This window comes from Streptococcus sp. Marseille-Q5855 (genome assembly GCF_946901985.1).
Lineage (GTDB): Bacteria > Bacillota > Bacilli > Lactobacillales > Streptococcaceae > Streptococcus.
Genome location: NZ_CAMPPR010000009.1, coordinates 1 through 21,893 on the forward strand (window position 1 = coordinate 1; position 21,893 = coordinate 21,893).

The 21,893-nt window shown below is 40.2% G+C and carries 23 protein-coding genes; 18 read left to right on the top strand and 5 right to left on the bottom strand.

The features are described from left to right. From OC529_RS10430 to OC529_RS10475, 10 genes are all read left to right on the top strand, one after another. Nucleotides 1-1,510, top strand: a 1,510-nt coding sequence (locus tag OC529_RS10430) for a DUF1542 domain-containing protein (RefSeq protein WP_262082113.1), incomplete at its 5' end; no start/stop codon positions are given. A gap of 114 nt (nucleotides 1,511-1,624) precedes the next feature. Next, nucleotides 1,625-1,795 (top strand): hypothetical protein, encoded by a 171-nt coding sequence (locus tag OC529_RS10435; protein ID WP_262082114.1) that lies wholly within the window; start codon nucleotides 1,625-1,627, stop codon nucleotides 1,793-1,795. Nucleotides 1,796-1,876: 81 nt separating this feature from the next. After that, nucleotides 1,877-2,770 carry a hypothetical protein gene (locus tag OC529_RS10440; RefSeq protein ID WP_262082115.1) on the top strand — a complete coding sequence of 298 codons (894 nt, stop codon included), beginning with the start codon at nucleotides 1,877-1,879 and terminating at the stop codon, nucleotides 2,768-2,770. A 116-nt stretch (nucleotides 2,771-2,886) separates the two neighbouring features. Further along, complete coding sequence (locus OC529_RS10445; RefSeq protein WP_262082199.1) at nucleotides 2,887-3,468, top strand: DUF6088 family protein; 582 nt, start codon at nucleotides 2,887-2,889, stop codon at nucleotides 3,466-3,468. 234 nt (nucleotides 3,469-3,702) lie between these two features. Continuing rightward, nucleotides 3,703-5,094, top strand: a complete 1,392-nt coding sequence (gene pgdA / locus OC529_RS10450) for a peptidoglycan-N-acetylglucosamine deacetylase PgdA (RefSeq protein ID WP_262082116.1) — start codon at nucleotides 3,703-3,705, stop codon at nucleotides 5,092-5,094. Between the two features lie 113 nt (nucleotides 5,095-5,207). Continuing rightward, nucleotides 5,208-6,050, top strand: coding sequence for an aldo/keto reductase (locus OC529_RS10455; protein WP_262082117.1), 843 nt, complete (start codon nucleotides 5,208-5,210; stop codon nucleotides 6,048-6,050). 272 nt (nucleotides 6,051-6,322) lie between these two features. After that, nucleotides 6,323-7,084, top strand: coding sequence for an elongation factor Tu (locus OC529_RS10460; RefSeq protein ID WP_262082118.1), 762 nt, complete (start codon nucleotides 6,323-6,325; stop codon nucleotides 7,082-7,084). Between the two features lie 714 nt (nucleotides 7,085-7,798). Further along, a complete protein-coding gene (gene glyQ, locus OC529_RS10465; RefSeq protein WP_262082119.1) occupies nucleotides 7,799-8,716 on the top strand; it encodes a glycine--tRNA ligase subunit alpha in 918 nt (305 codons plus the stop codon). A 259-nt stretch (nucleotides 8,717-8,975) separates the two neighbouring features. Beyond that, entirely contained in the window at nucleotides 8,976-11,012 is a 2,037-nt protein-coding gene (gene glyS / locus OC529_RS10470; protein WP_262082120.1) for a glycine--tRNA ligase subunit beta, read from the top strand. A gap of 42 nt (nucleotides 11,013-11,054) precedes the next feature. Continuing rightward, nucleotides 11,055-11,312 carry a DUF896 family protein gene (locus OC529_RS10475; RefSeq protein WP_050261374.1) on the top strand — a complete coding sequence of 86 codons (258 nt, stop codon included), beginning with the start codon at nucleotides 11,055-11,057 and terminating at the stop codon, nucleotides 11,310-11,312. Between the two features lie 114 nt (nucleotides 11,313-11,426). Here the strand turns inward: OC529_RS10475 and OC529_RS10480 are convergent, their stop codons facing one another. Genes OC529_RS10480 through OC529_RS10490 form a run of 3 tightly spaced genes read right to left on the bottom strand, consistent with a single transcriptional unit; the run spans nucleotide 11,427 to nucleotide 14,272 of the window. Then, nucleotides 11,427-12,665, bottom strand: a complete 1,239-nt coding sequence (locus OC529_RS10480; protein ID WP_164226729.1) for an NAD(P)H-dependent oxidoreductase — start codon at nucleotides 12,663-12,665, stop codon at nucleotides 11,427-11,429. 18 nt (nucleotides 12,666-12,683) lie between these two features. Further along, complete coding sequence (locus OC529_RS10485) at nucleotides 12,684-13,289, bottom strand: NADPH-dependent FMN reductase (protein WP_033677008.1); 606 nt, start codon at nucleotides 13,287-13,289, stop codon at nucleotides 12,684-12,686. Nucleotides 13,290-13,348: 59 nt separating this feature from the next. After that, nucleotides 13,349-14,272, bottom strand: coding sequence for an FAD:protein FMN transferase (locus OC529_RS10490; protein ID WP_262082121.1), 924 nt, complete (start codon nucleotides 14,270-14,272; stop codon nucleotides 13,349-13,351). A 295-nt stretch (nucleotides 14,273-14,567) separates the two neighbouring features. Here OC529_RS10490 and nox point away from each other — a divergent pair, with 295 nt between their 5' ends. From nox to pdxT, 3 genes are all read left to right on the top strand, one after another. Continuing rightward, nucleotides 14,568-15,947 (top strand): H2O-forming NADH oxidase, encoded by a 1,380-nt coding sequence (gene nox, locus OC529_RS10495; RefSeq protein ID WP_262082122.1) that lies wholly within the window; start codon nucleotides 14,568-14,570, stop codon nucleotides 15,945-15,947. A 152-nt stretch (nucleotides 15,948-16,099) separates the two neighbouring features. After that, on the top strand, nucleotides 16,100-16,975 hold the full coding sequence (gene pdxS / locus OC529_RS10500; RefSeq protein ID WP_262082123.1) for a pyridoxal 5'-phosphate synthase lyase subunit PdxS: 876 nt from the start codon (nucleotides 16,100-16,102) through the stop codon (nucleotides 16,973-16,975). Continuing rightward, the gene (gene pdxT, locus OC529_RS10505) at nucleotides 16,976-17,557 is read left to right on the top strand and encodes a pyridoxal 5'-phosphate synthase glutaminase subunit PdxT (RefSeq protein ID WP_262082124.1); all 582 of its coding nucleotides are present in this window, start codon (nucleotides 16,976-16,978) and stop codon (nucleotides 17,555-17,557) included. 20 nt (nucleotides 17,558-17,577) lie between these two features. Here the strand turns inward: pdxT and trhA are convergent, their stop codons facing one another. Together trhA and OC529_RS10515 are read right to left on the bottom strand one after the other, a co-directional pair. Then, entirely contained in the window at nucleotides 17,578-18,225 is a 648-nt protein-coding gene (gene trhA, locus OC529_RS10510) for a PAQR family membrane homeostasis protein TrhA (protein ID WP_262082125.1), read from the bottom strand. Continuing rightward, complete coding sequence (locus OC529_RS10515; protein WP_262082126.1) at nucleotides 18,225-18,668, bottom strand: DUF1836 domain-containing protein; 444 nt, start codon at nucleotides 18,666-18,668, stop codon at nucleotides 18,225-18,227. Before OC529_RS10515 ends, trhA begins: the two co-directional genes overlap by 1 nt. 134 nt (nucleotides 18,669-18,802) lie before the next feature. Here OC529_RS10515 and OC529_RS10520 point away from each other — a divergent pair, with 134 nt between their 5' ends. The 5 genes from OC529_RS10520 (at nucleotide 18,803) to OC529_RS10540 (ending at nucleotide 21,876) form a co-directional block, all read left to right on the top strand. After that, nucleotides 18,803-19,297, top strand: coding sequence for a GNAT family N-acetyltransferase (locus OC529_RS10520; RefSeq protein WP_262082127.1), 495 nt, complete (start codon nucleotides 18,803-18,805; stop codon nucleotides 19,295-19,297). Continuing rightward, nucleotides 19,297-19,806, top strand: coding sequence for a methylated-DNA--[protein]-cysteine S-methyltransferase (locus OC529_RS10525; protein ID WP_262082128.1), 510 nt, complete (start codon nucleotides 19,297-19,299; stop codon nucleotides 19,804-19,806). The genes OC529_RS10520 and OC529_RS10525 overlap by 1 nt, the downstream gene beginning before the upstream one ends. A gap of 12 nt (nucleotides 19,807-19,818) precedes the next feature. Beyond that, complete coding sequence (locus OC529_RS10530; RefSeq protein WP_000889094.1) at nucleotides 19,819-20,175, top strand: arsenate reductase family protein; 357 nt, start codon at nucleotides 19,819-19,821, stop codon at nucleotides 20,173-20,175. 157 nt (nucleotides 20,176-20,332) lie between these two features. Continuing rightward, nucleotides 20,333-21,133, top strand: coding sequence for an amino acid ABC transporter permease (locus tag OC529_RS10535; RefSeq protein ID WP_262082129.1), 801 nt, complete (start codon nucleotides 20,333-20,335; stop codon nucleotides 21,131-21,133). Further along, the gene (locus OC529_RS10540) at nucleotides 21,133-21,876 is read left to right on the top strand and encodes an amino acid ABC transporter ATP-binding protein (protein WP_000590965.1); all 744 of its coding nucleotides are present in this window, start codon (nucleotides 21,133-21,135) and stop codon (nucleotides 21,874-21,876) included. The genes OC529_RS10535 and OC529_RS10540 overlap by 1 nt, the downstream gene beginning before the upstream one ends. The last annotated feature ends 17 nt before the right edge of the window (nucleotides 21,877-21,893 follow it).

The following is a 21,893-nucleotide window of genomic DNA, read 5'->3' on the forward strand; positions in this document are numbered from 1 at the left end:
TGAGATTGATAAGCGTACCGACTTGACGAAAGAAGAGAAGGACAAAGCGAAATCTGATGTTGAAACAGCAGCAGAAAAAGCTAAGAAAGCTATTGACGACGCGACAACTAACGATAAGGTAGATGAAGCGAAGAATAATGGCAATACAGCTATCGATAACATCAATCCAACTGGTGATAAGAAATCTGACGCTAAGAAAGAAATCGACAAAGCGGCTGAAGCTAAGAAAGCTGAGATTGATAAGCGTACCGACTTGACGAAAGAAGAGAAGGACAAAGCGAAATCTGATGTTGAAACAGCAGCAAAAGACGCTAAGAAAGCTATTGACGACGCGACAACTAACGATAAGGTAGATGAAGCGAAGAATAATGGCAATACAGCTATCGATAACATCAACCCAACTGGCGATAAGAAATCTGAAGCTAAGAAAGAAATCGACAAAGCGGCTGAGACTAAGAAAGCTGAGATTGATAAGCGTACCGACTTGACGAAAGAAGAGAAGGACAAAGCGAAAACTGATGTTGATACAGCAGTAACTGTCGCTAAGAAAGCTATTGACGACGCGACAACTAACGATAAGGTAGATGAAGCGAAGAATAATGGCAAACAAGCTATCGATAACATCAATCCTCAGCCTGCTCCTCGTCCAAATCCAACTCCACGTCCTGACGACAGTGCTAACACCAACAGCGGTACTAATGCCGATAACGGTGCTAACACGAACAACGGCGCTACTACCACCCCTGCTGACAGCAATAGCAACAGTGTGACACCAGATAACAGCGGTAATACTCCAGCTCCTGGTGTGACGACTGATGATAGTAGTAATAGCAATCCTGCTACTCCATCGTCTACTGTTGGACAGGCTCAAGCAAGCACTCCAGCTCAAGAAACTCCAGTTTCTACTTTGACTCCAAATAATTCAGGCAATACAGGTAATAAAGTGACTCCTAGTGAGACTCGTCCTGTTGACAAGTCTGAACTTGCTCGATTGGTTGAAGAACTGGAAACTCGTTTGAAAGATTTGGATGGTATTGATCAATCTGTCATCGACGCTGCGAAGATTATTCTCGGAGAGGGTCAAGAAGCCCTTAGAAATGCTGACTTGACAGAGGCAGGCTTGAAAGAGATGACTGCTAAGGTCAAAGAAGCACTCGAATCCTTGAAAGGTAAGCAAGCGACTAAGGATGAAGAAGAAATGCAAGAAACAAGGAAAGAGCAAGGTCATCTTCCATACGGTACCATGATTGCTAGCCTGCTCGCCCTTCTTGGTCTCCTTCTCTTCCTCATCGCTCGTCGCAAGAAAGAGTCAGAACTCAAGAAATTGACCAAGGAATTGACTAAGGTTCTGCAAGAAAGCGACCTTACAAGTGTAGATGCGAAAGTTCTCGACCAAGCACGAGAAGCTCTCGCTCAAGCAGTTGCCTTCCTAGCCAATGAGAAAGAGTCTGACCACACAGAAGATGAGTTGATTGAGAAACTCAAAGCTATTCTTGCTCAATTAAGATAAGCGACATGTGAAATATCGCAGGCGACCATAGAAGTTACTACATTGCTGGATAATAACTATAGGAAAAGTTAGTCGCAAACCTGTAGTGGGAATATTTCAGCTTCTAGCGAGGAAATGGTTCTGGGAACAGGACACCGTCTTTTGGATGGGAATGCTTCCTCCTCTAGTATCAGTAGAAGTCTTCAATGGCAGAGTAAGATAAAGAAGAAACACGAGACAAGTAAGATAGTTCATGAAATGGAACTGAAAATTGCTGGTGTGGCTCTTGAAGGAAGTAATGGATAGAAAGAAGTTGAGAAGCGTCTTTCTATCCATCTTTCTTTAGGAGTTTATGTAAGCGCTTTAAAAGATAGAAAGGGTAATGGAATGGGGAAACATGAAACTAGAAAAAACAAACCTATTTTATTAGTAGGGAATGGAATCAATAGATTATTTGCAAACGAGTCAGAAGATGATGATTCCTTTAATGTAGAAAAGTTTAGAGGCGAAAAAGAAGCGGAGATAAGCGAGTCTTTGCGTTTTCCAATGAGGATTTCAGTATTCTATAAGGGGAAAGAAGAAACTGTCGCACAGGAACTAACTGATTTTTTGAAGGATAAGATGACGATTTCAAAAAGGAAGAAAGAGTTTCTTGAGGATTTATTAAACTTAGAAGTAGAGAATATTTTGACGACGAATTACAGCTTTGAGTTTGAAAAAACAATTTGTACTAATCCATCTATTGGAAAAATCTTAAATCTATATGAATATGGGAAGGAGGGTGAAATCAGTAAAAAGGAGAGGGAGCTAGGAATCTATCAGTATATAAAATTAGGTGATCGAAAAAAACTATGGCATATACATGGAATAGCAACCAGAAAAAATTCTATTATACTAGGACAATATCATTATGGCTATTTGCTTTCGCAAGTGATAGGATATACGTCTGAGTTATTAAGGAGATGGAATTCTAAAAATGATTTTTATCATCATTCATGGATTGATTGTTTTGTAAGCAATGATGTTCATATCCTTGGATTTGCTTTCGATTTAGCTGAAATCGATTTGTGGTGGCTACTCGCATACAAGAAGAAACATTTTGAATTTACAAAGATGTATTTTTACTCGAAAGTTGGAGATTTAGATGTTACTGTGAGAATACTCTTGTGTACATATGGCGTTATTATAAAAGAAATAAATACGGCTGACTATCATGATTTTTATAATCAAGCTATTACTGAAATAAGAAATGGGATAAAAATGGATAGAGATGTTACATAAGAAATTGTAAGAGGTCTGTTCCCTCTTGATAAAATAACTCCCATTTGACTTTTTGCGCCAAAAATAGCATCATATTCGGTGCAAAGGAGGCGTGATAGATGAACTATGAGTAGGAAATAGTAAATAGGATAGAAAATTTTGAATCGAATCAAGTTTTTATAGCAAATGATTTCTTTGAAATTGCAGGATATGAAACTGTTCGTAGTACATTAAATCGTCTTATAAAAGATAAAAAGGTTACTCGCATTTTGAAAGGTATTTATTATAAACCAAAATATATAGAACTGATTGGAGAGTATGCAATGGCGTCTGTGGATGAAGTTGCTGATGCTATTGCTAGAAAATATAATTGGACCATTGCTCCATCGGGAAACATAGCCCTTAATTTACTTGGTTTATCTACGCAGGTACCAGCAAAATGGACCTATATATCAGATGGAAGATATGCTAGTTTTAATGTTGGTAAGGAAAGAATAGAATTTAAGCATAGAAATAATGGAGATATTTCAAATATGTCAACCTTAACTGCAATGGTGATACAATCTGTCAAGGCAATGGGGAAAGAGAACATTACTTCTCAGCAGATTGACTACTTACGGAAAAAATTATCTGAAGAAGAAAAGTCAACATTACTAGCTGAAGGTAAAACTACAAGTGTCTGGGTATATAGTATTATCAAGAAAATATCAGAGGTATAGGGATGTTTGAGGATAAATCGATTGGGAAAAATAAATCAATTTCTCAGAATGTTTTTAGAAGTGACGGTGTCTATTCTAGCTTCAATCTACTAGAAATTCCATAGATAGAAAACTACATAATCTCTACAGATAGGGCTGATCGAGTTGATGTGAGATGATTTGGCTTGCTGGAGGAATTCTGGATTGCCAAACTGTATCATTGAAATTATTGCTCAAATTTGTTATGATATAAATATGAATAAAAGTAGACTGGGACGTGGCAGACACGGGAAAAAGAGACATGTATTATTGGCTTTGATTGGTATTTTAGCAATTTCTATTTGCTTATTAGGCGGATTTATTGCTTTTAAAATGTATCAGCAAAAAAGTTTTGAGCAAAAGATTGAATCGCTCAAAAAAGAGAAAGATGATCAATTGAGTGAGGGAAATCAGAAGGAGCATTTTCGTAAGGGGCAAGCCGAAGTGATTGCCTATTATCCTCTCCAAGGGGAGCAAGTGATTTCGTCTGTTAAGGAGCTGATAAATCAAGATATTAAGGACAAGCTAGAAAGTAAGGACAATCTTGTTTTCTACTATACAGAGCAAGAAGAGTCAGGTTTAAAGGGAGTCGTCAATCGTAATGCGACCAAACAGATCTATGATTTAGTTGATTTTAAGGTTGAAGAGACTGAAAAGACCAGTCTAGGAAAGGTTCACTTAACAGAAGATGGGCAACCTTTTACACTTGACCAACTGTTTTCAGATGCTAGTAAGGCTAAGGAACAGCTGATAAAAGAAATCACCTCCTTTATAGAGGATAAAAAATTGGATCAAGATCAGAGTAACCAGATTGTAAAAAACTTCTCTGACCAAGACTTATCTGCATGGAATTTTGATTACAAGGATAGTCAGATTATTCTTTATCCGAGTCCTGCGGTTGAAAATTTAGAAGAGATAGCCTTGCCAGTATCTGCTTTCTTTGATGTTATCCAATCTTCGTACTTACTCGAAAAAGATGCGGCCTTGTACCAGTCTTACTTTGATAAGAAACATCAAAAAGTTGTCGCTCTAACCTTTGATGATGGTCCAAATCCAGCAACGACCCCGCAGGCATTAGAGACTCTAGCTAAATATGGTGTTAAAGCCACTTTCTTTGTGCTTGGGAAAAATGTTTCTGGGAATGAGGACTTGGTGAAGAGGATAAAATCTGAAGGTCATGTTGTTGGAAACCATAGTTGGAGCCATCCGATTCTCTCGCAACTTTCTCTTGATGAAGCTAAAAAGCAGATTACTGATACTGAGGATGTGCTAACTAAAGTGCTGGGTTCTAGTTCCAAACTCATGCGCCCGCCTTATGGAGCCATTACAGATGATATTCGCAATAGCTTGGATTTGAGCTTTATCATGTGGGATGTGGATAGTCTGGACTGGAAGAGTAAAAATGAAGCAGCTATTTTGACGGAAATTCAGCATCAAGTAGCTAACGGCTCTATCGTTTTGATGCATGATATTCACAGTCCGACAGTCAATGCCTTGCCAAGGGTCATTGAGTATTTGAAAAATCAAGGTTATACCTTTGTGACCATACCAGAGATGCTCAATACTCGCCTAAAACCTCATGAGCTGTATTATAGTCGTGATGAATAAGCAAGAAAAAATAGGTCTGTCAGATATGTGATAGACTTATTTTTTACAGAAGATAGTACTAATTAGCAAAAAAATTATGCTATAAATGATAAAGAAAATAGAAGGAGAAGCATATGAATACCTATCAATTAAATAATGGAGTAGAAATTCCAGTATTGGGATTTGGAACTTTTAAGGCTAAGGATGGAGAAGAAGCCTATCGTGCAGTGTTAGAAGCCTTGAAGGCTGGTTATCGTCATATTGATACGGCGGCGATTTATCAGAATGAAGAAAGTGTTGGTCAAGCAATCAAAGATAGCGGAGTTCCACGAGAGGAATTGTTCGTAACTACCAAGCTGTGGAATAGCCAACAAACCTATGAGCAAGCTCATCAGGCTTTTGAAGAGTCTTTAGAGAAGCTGGGTTTGGATTATTTGGATCTGTATTTGATTCATTGGCCGAACCCAAAACCGCTCAGAGAAAATGACGCATGGAAAATCCGAAATGCTGAGGTCTGGAGAGCGATGGAAGACCTCTATCAAGAAGGGAAAATCCGTGCTATCGGCGTTAGCAATTTTCTTCTCCATCATTTGGATGCCTTGCTTGAAACTGCAACTATCCTTCCTGCGGTCAATCAAGTTCGCTTGGCACCAGGTGTGTATCAAGAGGAAGTCGTAGCTTACTGTAGAGAAAAAGGAATTTTATTGGAAGCTTGGGGCCCTTTTGGTCAGGGAGAACTTTTTGATAGCAAGGAAGTGCAAGAAATAGCAACAAATCACGGAAAGTCTGTTGCTCAGATAGCCTTGGCCTGGAGCTTGGCAGAAGGATTTTTACCACTTCCGAAATCTGTTACAGCATCTCGTATTCAGGCTAATCTTGATTGCTTTGGAATTGAATTAAGTAAAGAGGAACGAGAAACCTTAAAAACGATTGCTGTTCAATCTGGTGCTCCACGAGTTGATGATGTGGATTTTTAGAAAATCATAAAAAGAATTGTACATTATTCTAATTTTTGATATAATAGTCAGCAGGAAAGAAAGTCTTATGGCGTTCTTCAAGCGAGCTTGGGATAGTGGGAGCCAAGTAGAACAAAATCAAGATCTGGCGCTTTCTGCAGTATTTTCAAAAACAATGAAGTAATAAATTAGGGTGGAACCGCGTTTCTGACGCCCCTAGGTTAAATCAACCTAGGATTGTCGGACGCGGTTCTTTTGCTTATTCAGTCTATTGTGTGAAAGAAAGGAGAGACGTGGAAAACCTTTATCTTGTAAAAGACGATAGTCAACTAGCTGCATTTCGTGATTTTGTAGTAAGAAATACTGAAAAGTTGAAAGATTATCAATCTTTTTTAAAGAATGAACTTGCAGTCTGTGATTTACCGCAAGCCGTTATTTGGTCAAGTTTTAATGCTGCTACACAGATTATTAGGGAAAGCGCTGTTCCAGCCTATACAAATAATAGAAGAATGGTTATGACGCCTGATTTAGCTGTTTGGAAAGAGTTGTATTTGTATCAGTTGATGGACTACGAGTGTTCTGAGCAAACTCAAGCAATAGAAAGTCACTATCATTCTTTATCTGAAAATTTTCTCTTACAGATTGTAGGACATGAGTTAGCTCATTGGTCGGAACATTTTTTAGATGATTTTGATGGTTACGACTCTTATATCTGGTTCGAAGAGGGGATGGTTGAATATATTAGTCGCAAGTATTTCTTGACAGAAGAGGAATTTCAAGCGGAAAAAATTTGTAATCAATCTCTCGTAGAACTTTTTCAGAAGAAGTATGGTTGGCATTCATTGAATGATTTTGGTTCTTCGACTTATGATAAGAACTATGCAAGTATTTTTTACGAATACTGGCGTAGTTTTTTGACAATAGATAAGTTGGTAGAAAATCTAGGTAGTGTACAAGCGGTCTTCGATTCTTATCATTTATGGGCAAATACAGATAAAACTCTTCCCTTGTTAAATTGGTTTGTTCAGCAGAAAATAATTGAAAAAGAAATATAAAAACTAAAGGAGTAAACAATGTCTAAGAAATTAACATTTTACTGCGTCAGTGGCAGAGACCTCCTTACAGTCGGGCTGCTCCACGCTCAGCACTAGAGTGTCTGAGCTAGACGCAGTACTAACTCGTCTTGCCTCGTATGATCGACGAGGCAGACTCGTGTCGCAAGTAATTTATATAAAAAGGAGTAAACAATGTCTAAAAAATTGACTTTCCACTGCGTCAGTGGCAGAAACCTCCTTCAGTCGGACTGCCCCACGCTCAGCACTAGAGTGCCTGAGCTAGACGCAGTACTAACTCGTCTTGCCTCGTATGATCGACGAGGCAGACTCGTGTCGCAAGTAATTTATATAAAAAGGAGTAAACAATGTCTAAAAAATTGACTTTCCACTGCGTCAGTGGCAGAAACCTCCTTATAGTCGGACTGCCCCACGCTCAGCACTAGAGTGTCTGAGCTAGACGCAGTACTAACTCGTCTTGCCTCGTATGATCGACGAGGCAGACTCGTGTCGCAAGTAATTTATAGAAAAAGGAGTAAACAATGTCTAAAAAATTGACTTTCCACTGCGTCAGTGGCAGAAACCTCCTTATAGTCGGACTGCCCCACGCTCAGCACTAGGGTGCTGAGCTAGACGCAGTACTAACTCGTCTTGCCTCGTATAATCGACGAGGCAGACTCGTGTCGCAAGAAATCATTTTTTATTAAGGAGTATTCAATGTCTAAGAAATTAACATTTCAAGAAATTATTTTGACTTTGCAACAATTTTGGAATGACCAAGGTTGTATGCTTATGCAGGCTTATGACAATGAAAAAGGTGCGGGAACCATGAGTCCTTACACTTTCCTTCGTGCTATCGGACCTGAGCCATGGAATGCAGCGTATGTAGAGCCATCACGTCGTCCTGCTGACGGTCGTTATGGGGAAAACCCTAACCGTCTCTACCAACACCACCAATTCCAAGTGGTCATGAAGCCATCTCCATCAAATATTCAGGAACTGTACCTTGAGTCTTTGGAAAAATTGGGAATCAATCCTTTGGAGCACGATATTCGTTTCGTTGAGGACAACTGGGAAAACCCATCAACTGGTTCAGCTGGTCTTGGTTGGGAAGTTTGGCTTGATGGGATGGAAATCACCCAGTTCACATATTTCCAACAAGTAGGTGGATTGGCAACTGGCCCTGTGACTGCGGAAGTCACCTATGGTTTGGAGCGCTTGGCTTCTTATATTCAGAAAGTGGATTCTGTCTATGATATTGAATGGGCTGATGGTGTAAAATACGGAGAAATCTTCATCCAGCCTGAGTACGAACACTCAAAATATTCATTTGAAATTTCGGACCAAGAAATGTTGCTGGAAAACTTTGATAAGTTTGAAAAAGAAGCTGGTCGTGCATTAGAAGAAGGCTTGGTGCACCCTGCCTATGACTACGTTCTCAAATGTTCACACACCTTTAACCTGCTTGATGCGCGTGGTGCGGTATCTGTAACAGAGCGTGCAGGCTATATCGCTCGTATCCGTAACTTAGCTCGTGTCGTAGCCAAAACCTTTGTCGCAGAACGCAAACGCCTAGGCTACCCACTTTTGGATGAAGAAACACGAGCTAAACTCTTAGCAGAAGACGCAGAATAGTGAGTAATACTGTACTCTAAAATCGTTAGAGGCAAGTCGAAGACTTGCTAGAGGGATATGCACCGCCGTACTGTTATGTGGGGATTTTTGAAACCTTAGGTTCAAAAATCAGTCAGCTAAATCCACTTTGATGAGACTGTTGGAAATCTTGATCAATTTAGCATTAGATTTCCATACAGACTCACAAAGTTAGTTAGCGACGTCCCCAGTACCTAAGGTGCATATCAAAAAAGATTGAAGAAAATGTAAAGGAAAAAACATGACAAAAAACTTATTAGTAGAACTCGGTCTTGAAGAATTACCAGCCTATGTTGTCACACCAAGTGAAAAACAACTAGGCGAAAAAATGGCAGCCTTCCTCAAGGAAAACCGTCTGTCTTTTGAAGCCGTTCAAACCTTCTCAACACCACGTCGTTTGGCTGTTCGTGTAACTGGTCTTGCAGACAAACAGGCTGATTTGACAGAAGATTTTAAGGGGCCAGCAAAGAAAATTGCCTTGGATAGTGATGGCAACTTCACCAAAGCAGCTCAAGGATTTGTCCGTGGAAAAGGCTTGACTGTTGAAGATATCGAATTCCGTGAAATTAAGGGTGAAGAATATGTCTATGTTACCAAGGAAGAAATTGGTCAAGCAGTTGAAGCCATTGTTCCTGGTGTTGTAGATGTTTTGAAGTCATTGACTTTCCCTGTCAGCATGCATTGGGCTGGAAATAGCTTTGAATACATTCGTCCTGTTCACACTTTAACCGTTCTTTTAGATGAAGAAGAGTTTGATTTGGATTTCCTTGATATCAAGGGAGGTCGTGTGAGCCGTGGTCATCGTTTCTTGGGGAAAGAAACCAAAATTCAGTCAGCATTGAGCTATGAAGAAGACCTTCGTAAGCAGTATGTAATCGCAGATCCACGTGAACGCGAGCAAATGATTGTTGACCAAATTAAGGCAATCGAAGCTGAACACAGTGTACGTATCGAAATTGATGCTGATTTGCTTAATGAAGTCTTGAACTTGGTTGAATACCCAACTGCCTTTATGGGAAGTTTTGATGCCAAATACCTTGAAGTTCCGGAAGAAGTCTTGGTGACTTCGATGAAGGAACACCAACGTTACTTTGTTGTTCGTGATCAAGATGGAAAACTATTGCCAAACTTCATTTCTGTTCGTAATGGAAATGCAGAGCATTTGGAAAATGTTATCAAAGGAAATGAAAAAGTCTTGGTAGCCCGTTTGGAAGACGGAGAATTCTTCTGGCGTGAAGACCAAAAATTAGTTATTTCTGACCTTGTTGAAAAATTAAACAATGTGACCTTCCATGAGAAAATTGGTTCCCTTCGTGAACACATGATTCGTACTGGTCAAATTGCTATTCTCTTGGCAGAAAAAGCAGGCTTGTCAGCGGATGAAACGATTGACCTAGCCCGTGCAGCAGCCATTTACAAGTTTGACTTGTTGACAGGTATGGTTGGCGAATTTGACGAGCTTCAAGGAATTATGGGTGAAAAATATGCCCTTCTTGCTGGGGAAACTCCAGCGGTAGCAGCTGCTATTCGTGAACACTACATGCCTACATCAGCCGAAGGAGAACTTCCAGAGAGCAAGGTCGGCGCAGTGCTTGCCATTGCAGATAAATTGGATACGATTTTGAGTTTCTTCTCAGTAGGCTTGATTCCATCAGGTTCTAATGACCCGTATGCCCTTCGTCGTGCGACCCAAGGTGTGGTTCGTATCTTGGATGCTTTTGGTTGGCACATTGCTATGGACGAGCTGATTGATAGCCTTTATGCTCTAACATTTGACAGCTTGACTTATGAAAATAAGGCAGAGGTTATGGACTTTATCAAGGCTCGTGTTGATAAGATGATGGGATCTACTCCAAAAGACATCAAGGAAGCCGTTCTTGCAGGTTCAAACTTTGTTGTGGCGGATATGTTGGAAGCAGCAAGTGCTCTCGTAGAAGCAAGCAAGGAAGAAGACTTTAAACCATCTGTTGAATCACTTTCTCGTGCCTTTAACTTGGCTGAGAAGGCAGAAGTAGTAGCTACAGTTGATTCAGCTCTCTTTGAAAATGAAGAAGAGAAAGCCTTGGCAGAAGCAGTAGAATCACTTGTTTTGTCAGGGACTGCAAGTCAACAATTGAAACATCTCTTTGCGCTTAGCCCTGTCATCGATGCCTTCTTTGAGAATACTATGGTTATGGCTGAAGATCAGACTGTTCGACAAAATCGTTTGGCAATCTTGTCGCAATTAACCAAGAAAGCAGCTAAACTTGCACGTTTTAACCAAATCAATACCAAATAAAATCTGTTAAACGGATTAAATCTTATCATAAAGGAGAGAAACATGGATCCTAAAAAAATTGATCGTATCAACGAACTTGCTAAAAAGAAAAAAACAGAAGGCTTGACCCCAGAAGAAAAAGTAGAACAAGCCAAACTACGTGAGGAGTACATCGAAGGTTATCGTCGCACTGTTCGTCATCACATTGAGGGAATCAAAATTGTAGACGAAGAAGGGAACGATGTTACACCAGAAAAACTACGCCAAGCCCAACGTGAAAAAGGGTTACATGGCCGTAGTCTTGATGACCCAAATTCATAATCAGTATTCTTTCTTTTAACAAGGATAGATAAAATAATACCAAAAGACTAGCAGATACAAACTGCTAGTCTTTTTTAACTAAAAAAGGAACCAAAATGGTTCCTAAAACTATCATTAGTAACTTGCACCAGCTGTAGCGTCTGCGCCACCACCGTGACCTCCAGCATCACTTGAATCAGAAGCTCCAGATGTAGCATCTGCTCCGCCATGTCCTCCAGCAGGAGCTGCAGCATTTCCACCAACTAGACGTTGACCAGTTGTTTCCAAGTACCAATCGAGCCATGGTTGGAAATTGAAGATGATTTCATTGATTCCAGCATATGAACCATCTGGATAGTACATTGCCTTGTAGTTATGTGTATTGATAACACCTTCAGGTGTTCCCGGCACAATTGTACGGACATATTCTTGATCTCCGTTACGTAGTACACCGACAACCCATTCAACGTTTTTCATTCTTTCAGGTGGTAGGGAAGCATGTACTGTTCCTAGTCGGCTACCTGCTTGAACGCGCACACGTTTACCATACATTGTATTTGGATCTTGATGGGCGTTATTATAGTACAAGAATTGGTTATTATCATCCGCATATGTCAACTCAAATGGCATTGCTTTCAAGAACATATCAATTTGGTTAACTGTCAAGATACCGTGGTCTAATTTAACGTAAGTATCTCCTGAAACAGCTCCAACAAGCTCAGCTGCTTTTTCTACCCATTCAGGATCATCAGGGTCAACACCTTGAATTGTAGTTGCGATTGGTTTTGTACAATATAAATCTTCTGGTGCGATTGGTTTTGGTTTTTTCAATTTTGAAACGACTCCCACATATTTTACAAAGTTGTCTAAACATGTTTCAAGGAAATTAACAGTTCCTTCATTTGTTATATTCCCATCAACATCAAAAGCTTCTTTGGCTTTACCAAGAAGGAATTCATTTCCTGGAAGAGTGTAGGCATTGACACCTGGAGCGTCAAGAATCTTACGAAGGTGAACTTGGGCACGAGAAGTACCTTGGTCGTAGTAAGAAGCTCCCACAATCATAACTGGTTTGTTTTCAAATGGATGAACTTCGTATGAAAGCCATTCAAGAACCGATTTTAGAGAAGCTGAGATTGTGTGGTTGTGCTCAGGAGTAGCAATAATGACACCATCAGCACGAGTAATTTTGTTATATAAATAACGTAATTGGAAACTTTCATCCCATTTTTCGTCTTGGTTAAACATTGGAACTTCATCAATTTCGAGAACTTCTAATTCAAATTTGAGTTTGAAGTGACGACGGATGAATTCCAAGAGTTTACGGTTATATGATTGATCGTAGTTTGATCCTACAAGTCCAACAAATTTCATTCTTTTTGGTCTCCTATCTTACAAATTTTCCCAGTCAAAGTCTTCAGCATCTTTGCGAAGTAGGGCTTGTGCGTTGCGCAATTTTTCTGTGATTTTTACAAAGATACGGAAGTCGTCAAAAGTGGCATCCAGTTTTTTAATAACATCAAGATCTACTAGATCTCCACTTGGATTAAAGGCTTGAAGAGAATGTGAAAGCAAGAATTCATCTGGAAGGACACTTGCTTTGATTTCTGGAGCATTCAAGATTTGGCGAAGTTGCATTTGAGCACGTGATGAACCAAGCGTACCGTAAGAAGCACCTGTAATCATGATTGGTTTGTTCAAGAGTGGGTAAATACCATAAGACAACCAAGCAAGAGCGCTCATCAAAACAGCTGGGATAGAGTGGTCGTACTCAGGAGTACCGATAATAACACCATCTGCCTCTTCAATTTTAGCAGCAATTTCCAGAATTTCAGCAGGTACTTGCTTGTCAGCTGGTTTGTTGAAGACAGGAATGTCTTTAATTTCAACAAGTTCAATTTCAGCTTTGTCAGCAAAGTGTTTTTGCATGTATTGAAGCAATTGACGGTTTGTAGAACGTTTTGAATTTGTTCCAACAATAGCAATAAGTTTTAACATGAGATTTCCTTTCTCTTTTTACATAATACGATTTTAAAACTCCATTGAAACAGTTGTCTCTATAGAGTAGGAATTCCTGAAGAACAGCTTAGGTGGCCTTCCTTATCGATGAGGATGGCTTCGATGCCCTTCAAACTTTCGACTTGCCAGAGGATAGAAGCTGGTCTTTCTCCAAAGAGTCGAGTTGTCCAGATTTCGCCATCAACTGATTTATCAGAGATGATTGTGAGACTAGCGAGTTCTGTTTCAACAGGGTATCCTGTTTGGCTGTCAAAAATGTGATGGTAATCTTGTCCATAGACGGTCAGGTAACGTTCATAAATGCCTGAAGTCACGACAGATTGATTGACAACAGGAATGGTCATTAAGTGATTTCCCCTCGGATTGGCTGGGTCTTGAATCCCTATTTGCCAAGGCTGATTTCCTCTTGCCTGATTTTTTCCAATGGTCAGGATATTCCCTCCCAGATTGATTAAGGCAGATGTCACTCCCTCTTCTCTCAGAAATTGGGCAACCTTATCCGCACTGTATCCTTTGGCTAAACAACCAAGATCGATCTTCATTCCTTTCTGTTTTAAAAACACAGTAGAAGTAGAAGAATCTAACTCGATAAAATGAGGATTGATTAGAGGCAGAACCGATTCAATTTCTTGAGGTTGGGCGACTTTGGCATCTGAAAAACCGATGCGCCAGGTTTGAATTAGGGGACCAATGCTGATATTGAGATAGCTAGAGGGTGCTAGGCTATGCTCTAACCCAAGTGAAATCAATTTAAACAGGTCTGGATGAACTTTGACTGGAGCTATTCCAGCTTGATGATTGATTTCCATCAACTCCGATTTCTGACTATTGGCATTGAAGCGGTATTCTAGCTCTCTGAGTAAATCAAAGGATTTTTGGAGCAAGCCATCGGCTCGCTCATCTACTAATGAAATAGTGATAGTAGTCCCCATTAGCCGTTCGGAATGTGAACTTAGAGGCAAGCTACCAACTCCTTTCTCTTATAGAAAATAAGTTGTAATATCAAGTAATTATCTAAATTGAAGCCCTTACATTTTATTTTCATGTTATTAGAATACCATAAAGTTAGACTTTTCACAAATAAAATTTGGAAAAAGTCAAGAAATATGCTCATAAAATTCATGAGGCTTGAAAACAGGATAAATGGAGAATTATTTTTGATAAAAAATCCTGAAATAATAGTAAACCACTTGTAAACGCTAACAGTAAATGTTATACTAGTAGAGTAAATTTAAAATTGAAGGTAGGAATTTTTCTATGAGTAAAATCGTTGTAGTCGGTGCTAACCACGCTGGTACAGCATGTATCAATACCATGTTGGATAATTTTGGAAATGAGAACGAAATTGTTGTATTTGACCAAAACTCTAACATCTCTTTCCTAGGATGTGGAATGGCCCTTTGGATTGGGGAACAAATTGACGGTGCTGAAGGCTTGTTCTATTCTGATAAAGAAAAATTGGAAGCTAAAGGTGCTAAGGTTTATATGAATTCACCAGTTCTTTCAATCGACTATGATAACAAAGTAGTTACAGCGGAAGTTGAAGGAAAAGAGCACAAAGAATCATACGAAAAATTGATTTTCGCTACAGGTTCTACACCAATCTTGCCACCAATCGAAGGTGTTGAAATTGTTAAGGGCAACCGCGAATTTAAAGCAACTCTTGAAAACGTACAATTTGTGAAATTGTACCAAAATGCTGAAGAAGTGATTCATAAATTGGCTGACAAGAGCCGACACCTTGACCGTATCGCCGTTGTTGGTGGTGGTTACATCGGTGTTGAACTTGCTGAAGCTTTTGAGCGTCTTGGAAAAGAGGTTGTCCTTGTTGACATCGTAGATACTGTCTTGAACGGTTACTATGACAAAGACTTCACACAAATGATGGCCAAGAACTTGGAAGACCACAACATCCGCTTGGCGCTTGGTCAAACTGTTAAAGCAATTGAGGGTGACGGTAAAGTTGAACGCTTGGTAACAGACAAAGAAACATTTGATGTGGATATGGTTGTTCTTGCAGTTGGTTTCCGTCCAAATACAGCTCTTGCTGACGGTAAGATTGAGCTCTTCCGTAACGGTGCCTTCCTTGTAGATAAGAAACAAGAAACTTCACTTCCAGGTGTATTTGCAGTTGGTGACTGTGCGACTGTCTATGATAATGCTCGTAAAGACACTAGCTATATTGCCCTTGCTTCAAATGCTGTTCGTACTGGTATCGTTGGTGCCTACAACGCTTGTGGACATGAATTGGAAGGAATCGGTGTTCAAGGTTCAAATGGTATCTCAATTTACGGTCTTCACATGGTTTCAACTGGTTTGACTCTTGAAAAAGCTAAAGCTGCTGGTTACAACGCAACTGAAACAGGCTTTAACGATCTTCAAAAACCAGAATTCATGAAGCATGACAACCATGAAGTTGCCATCAAGATTGTCTTTGACAAAGATAGCCGTGAAATTCTTGGTGCACAAATGGTTTCACACGATTCTGCAATCAGCATGGGAATCCACATGTTCTCACTTGCTATCCAAGAGCATGTAACAATTGATAAATTGGCATTGACAGACCTCTTCTTCTTGCCACACTTTAACAAACCATACAACTACATCACAATGGCTGCCCTTACAGCTGAAAAATAAAATTTGATGAGCTATCTGGCCTTAAGTTAAGGTCAGATAGTTTTTTTAGTCAATGTGTACCCATACAATTATCCATTTTTTATCTTGTGATTCCTTCTAATCTAACTTAAAATGAAATAGTAGCTACCAATACAAATGATGAGGATAAAGAAATGACTGAAAATCGTTATGAATTAAATAAAAACTTGGCACAGATGCTCAAGGGCGGTGTAATCATGGACGTTCAGAACCCTGAACAGGCCCGTATTGCAGAGGCTGCTGGTGCGGCAGCTGTGATGGCCTTGGAACGGATTCCAGCTGATATTCGTGCAGCTGGTGGCGTTTCCCGCATGAGTGATCCAAAGATGATTAAGGAAATCCAAGAAGCGGTTAGTATTCCAGTGATGGCCAAGGTTAGAATCGGGCATTTTGTGGAAGCTCAGATTTTAGAGGCTATTGAGATTGACTATATCGATGAGAGTGAAGTTCTATCGCCAGCTGACGACCGTTTCCATGTGGACAAGAAAGAATTTCAAGTACCTTTTGTCTGTGGAGCTAAGGACTTGGGGGAATCCTTGCGTCGTATCGCTGAAGGTGCTTCCATGATTCGTACTAAAGGAGAACCGGGTACAGGAGATATTGTCCAAGCTGTTCGTCATATGCGTATGATGAATCAGGAAATTCGCCGCATTCAAAACCTACGCGAGGACGAACTTTATGTTGCTGCCAAGGAATTGCAAGTCCCTGTAGAATTGGTTCAATACGTCCATGAACATGGGAAATTGCCAGTTGTAAACTTCGCAGCTGGAGGCGTTGCAACGCCAGCAGATGCTGCACTTATGATGCAATTAGGGGCAGAGGGTGTATTTGTCGGTTCAGGTATTTTTAAGTCAGGCGATCCTGTTAAACGAGCGAGTGCCATTGTTAAGGCTGTGACTAACTTCCGTAATCCTCAAATCCTAGCTCAAATCTCTGAAGATTTAGGAGAAGCCATGGTTGGTATCAATGAAAATGAGATCCAAATCCTCATGGCTGAGCGAGGAAAATAGATGAAAATCGGAATATTGGCCTTGCAAGGGGCCTTTGCAGAACATGCAAAAGTGCTAGATCAATTAGGTGTCGAGAGTGTTGAAATCAGAAATCTAGATGATTTTCAGAAATCTCAGAGTGACTTGTCGGGTTTGATTTTGCCTGGAGGAGAATCTACAACCATGGGCAAGCTCTTACGTGAGCAGGACATGCTGATTCCCATTCGAGAAGCCATTCTATCTGGTTTACCAGCCTTTGGAACCTGCGCGGGTTTAATTTTGCTGGCTAAGGAAATTACTTCTCAGGAAGAGCGTCATCTAGGAACTATGGATATGGTGGTCGAGCGCAATGCCTATGGGCGCCAATTAGGAAGTTTCTATACGGAAGCAGAATGTAAGGGAGTTGGTCAGATTCCAATGACCTTTATCCGTGGTCCAATTATCAGCAGTGTTGGAGAAGATGTAGAAATTCTAGCAAGAGTTGATAATCAAATCGTTGCAGCCCAAGAAAAAAATATGCTGGTAACTTCTTTTCATCCAGAATTGACTGATGATGTGCGCTTGCACCAGTACTTTATCGAAATGTGTAAAGAAAAAAGTTGAGATTGAATTTCTCAACTTTTTTACATGTAATAAACAATGGCGATGTATTGGAGTGCGGACGCAGCTAGGATAAAGAGATGCCAAATCATGTGGAAATAAGGTTTTTTCTTGGCATAAAATCCAGCTCCAACTGTATAAGAGAGTCCGCCAGTTACCATGAGAATCCAAAAGATTGGCGTCGTTTGACTGATAATGGCAGGAATAATAGCCAGAACCAACCAGCCCATAATCAGGTAAAGAGCAAGGCTAAATTTCTCATTGACTTTTTTAGCAAAGATTTTATAGAGAATACCAAAGATGGTCGTTCCCCACTGAATGGCAATAATCAGATAGCCAAACCAGTTATTCATTAAGGTCAAGACGACGGGCGTGTATGAGCCTGCAATAGCAACATAAATCATCGAATGATCAATGATTCGCAAGACATATTTATGGGTCGAACCATAGGCCATAGAGTGGTAAATGGTGGATGAGAGGAACATGAGAAAGAGACTAATAACAAAAATGGAAACGCCGATAGAGGATAAAAATCCGTGTATCTCATAACTATAGGTTGATGAAATAGGCAGTAAGATGAGCATGATAACTGCACCTACGGCATGGGTCACGCTATTAGCAATCTCCTCTCCAAAACTAAGTTGTTTGCTGAGCTTTAGGCTTGTATTCATTAGATTTCCTCCTCTTGAGTATGATCGATTAAGGCTAGAGTTTGATGATAGAGTTTAACGGTTTGGCAGCTACTTTGGATAATGGGGTTAGCTGGATCAATTCCTTGGTTCATGTAGTTTACAAAAGCATCGTAGAGTTGGTCTGAACTTGCTTGAGTTTGGAGAGTATTCAGTGTCTGGGCTATTTCTTGAATAGAGAATACCGACTTGAGGGTTGTGATAGCAATCAGACGGGCAATCTGTTGGCGTTGGTATTTTTTCTTGTCAGGCTTTGTCAGGTAACCATGTTTCACATAATTGTTGACCATAGATGCTGTTAGGCCCTTGTCTTTATCAGGAGAGATAGGGGCGCAGACCTGATTGACATAGAGTAAAACCTGGTCCAGATAGAGGTCAATGTTTGGAATTTCTGCCCATTTTGGGTAGGAAAAGGTAGTTTTCATTTCCAACTCCTTTTTATCTAGTTTTGATAACTAGATTATAAAATAATAAAAACAGAAAGTCAAGCTTTAACTGCTTGTAGAAAGACTTAAATTATGCTATGATGGGAGAAACTAGTCAGAAATGAGGAGAAAAGATGGAGATTCGTTTAGCTTTTCCAAATGAAGTAGATGCCATCATGCAAGTGATGGAGAATGCTAAAAAATGTTTAGCAGATGCTGGTAGTGACCAGTGGCAAAATGGTTATCCAAATGCGGACATTATTATCGATGATATTATCTCAGGTCAAGCCTATGTAGCCTTGGAAGAAGGAGAACTACTAGCCTATGCTGCTGTGACCAAGAGTCCAGAGACAGCCTATGAAGCCATTTATGAAGGAAAATGGCAAGCTGAGGAGTCAGAATATCTAGTTTTTCACCGTATTGCTGTGGCTGCAGATGTCCAGGGACAAGGAGTTGCTCAAACCTTCTTAGAGGGCTTGATTGAAGGTTTTGACTATCTAGATTTTCGCTCAGATACGCATGTTGCAAACAAGGCCATGCAGCATATCTTTGAAAAACTCGGTTTTAAACAGGTTGGTAAGGTTCCAGTTGATGGCGAACGTTTGGCCTATCAAAAATTGAAGAAATAATGCAAAAGAAGTACGTAAAAAAGCTCTACTTTTCGCCAATAGGAACCTTGTCTTTGGTTGCCGACGAGCAATATCTGTATGGCATTTGGATGCAGGAGCAGAAGCATTTTGAGAGGGGACTAGGAGATGAAACGATAGAAGCAGTTGTTAGTCATCCCATTTTAGACCCCGTTATTGCTTGCTTAGATGATTACTTTAAAGGAAAGTCTCAGGATTTATCCAACTTGCCCTTGGCGCCAATCGGAACAGATTTTGAAAAGAAAGTTTGGTCCTATTTACAGGAAATTCCTTATGGTCAGACAGTGACCTATGGTCAAATAGCCCAAGATTTGCAAGTGGCTTCTGCTCAAGCAATTGGTGGAGCGGTGGGACGCAATCCTTGGTCTATCCTAGTACCTTGTCATCGGGTGCTGGGAGCAGGCAAGCGCCTGACAGGTTATGCTGCAGGAGTGGAAAAGAAAGCTTGGCTCTTGGAGCATGAAGGCGCAGATTTTAAAGATATAAAATAGAAAGAGAAAGACATGTTAGAATTTATCGAATATCCAAAATGTTCAACTTGTAAAAAAGCAAAACAAGAATTAAATCAATTAGGTGTGGACTACAAAGCCGTTCATATCGTCGAAGAAACACCCAGCCAAGAAGTCATTTTAAACTGGTTAGAGACTTCAGGTTTCGAGTTGAAGCAATTTTTTAACACCAGTGGGATCAAATACCGTGAACTAGGGCTGAAAGATAAGGTAGGAAGTCTGTCGAACCAAGAAGCAGCTCAGTTGCTAGCAAGTGACGGTATGTTGTTAAAACGGCCAATTTTAGTAGAAAATGGAACTGTTAAGCAAATCGGTTATCGAAAACCTTATGAAGAATTGGGATTGAAATAGTTTTTACTTATCTCTTTGATAGATAAAATATATAGCCTCCCTGTTTCAAAGTATGATAAACTAGTAGGTAGACAAAGTCTGTATCTGACCGTAGCAAATAATTTCATTGACGGCAGAAGTATGGTAGAATGAATCATTATCAGGAGAGTATGTTTTTATGAATGTTATAACGATTTTAGCATCAGATTGGTACCAAAACTTGATGCAATTGATTCCGGATGGCAAGCTTTTTAGTCTGCGTTCGGTCTTTGATGGAATCCCGAGAATTGTCCAACAACTTCCAACAACGATTATGTTGACAATTGGTGGTGCCTTTTTTGGCTTGGTTTTGGCACTTCTTTTTGCCATTGTGAAGATCAATCGTGTCAAGATTTTATACCCCTTGCAGGCCTTCTTCGTTAGTTTCTTAAAAGGGACACCGATTTTGGTGCAACTCATGTTGACCTACTACGGAATCCCTTTGGCTTTGAAAGCTCTCAATCAGCAATGGGGTACTGGTCTCAATATCAATGCGATTCCAGCCGCTGCTTTTGCGATTGTCGCCTTTGCTTTTAATGAAGCGGCTTATGCCAGTGAAACCATTCGTGCAGCCATTCTCTCAGTCAATCCTGGTGAGATTGAGGCGGCACGTAGTTTGGGTATGACCCGAGCACAAGTTTATCGTCGGGTGATTATTCCAAATGCGGCAGTTGTGGCGACTCCAACCTTGATTAACTCCCTAATCGGCTTGACCAAGGGAACTTCCCTAGCCTTTAGTGCGGGTGTTGTGGAAGTCTTTGCCCAAGCTCAGATTCTAGGTGGAGCTGACTACCGCTATTTTGAACGCTTTATCTCCGTTGCCCTTGTTTATTGGGTAGTCAATATCGGAATTGAAAGCCTCGGTCGTTTCATCGAGAGAAAAATGGCTATTTCTGCACCCGATATAGTGCAAACAGATGTGAAAGGAGACCTTCGTTAATGATTAAGATTTCGAATTTAAGCAAATCCTTTTCAGGACAGACTGTCTTGGATCATCTGGACTTGGATATTCAAAAAGGGGAAGTTGTAGCCTTGATTGGTTCTTCAGGAGCTGGAAAATCAACTTTTCTTCGTAGTCTCAATTATCTTGAAACACCTGACAGTGGCTCTATTCAGATTGATGATTTCTCAGTTGATTTTTCTAAAATCACTCAAGAAGAAATCCTTGCCCTTCGTCGTAAGTTGTCTATGGTTTTTCAGCAATTTAATTTGTTTGAACGCCGAACAGCACTTGATAATGTGAAAGAAGGCTTGGTTGTTGTCAAGAAATTATCTGACCAAGAAGCGACTAAGATTGCCAAGGAAGAGTTGGCTAAGGTTGGGCTTTCTGACCGTGAAAACCATTATCCTCGCCATTTATCAGGTGGACAGAAGCAACGGGTTGCCTTGGCGCGTGCGCTTGCTATGAAACCAGATGTCTTGCTCTTAGACGAACCAACTTCAGCTCTTGACCCAGAATTGGTCGGTGAAGTAGAGAAGTCCATTGCAGATGCTGCTAAGTCAGGTCAAACTATGATTTTGGTTAGTCATGATATGTCCTTTGTAGCCCAAGTGGCTGATAAGATTCTCTTCTTAGATAAGGGGAAAATCATTGAGTCTGGAACACCAGATGAGATTATCCACCATCCTAAAGAAGAGCGGACAAAAGAATTTTTCGCTAGTTACAAACGGACTTATATTTGATATAATAGAGAAAGAAA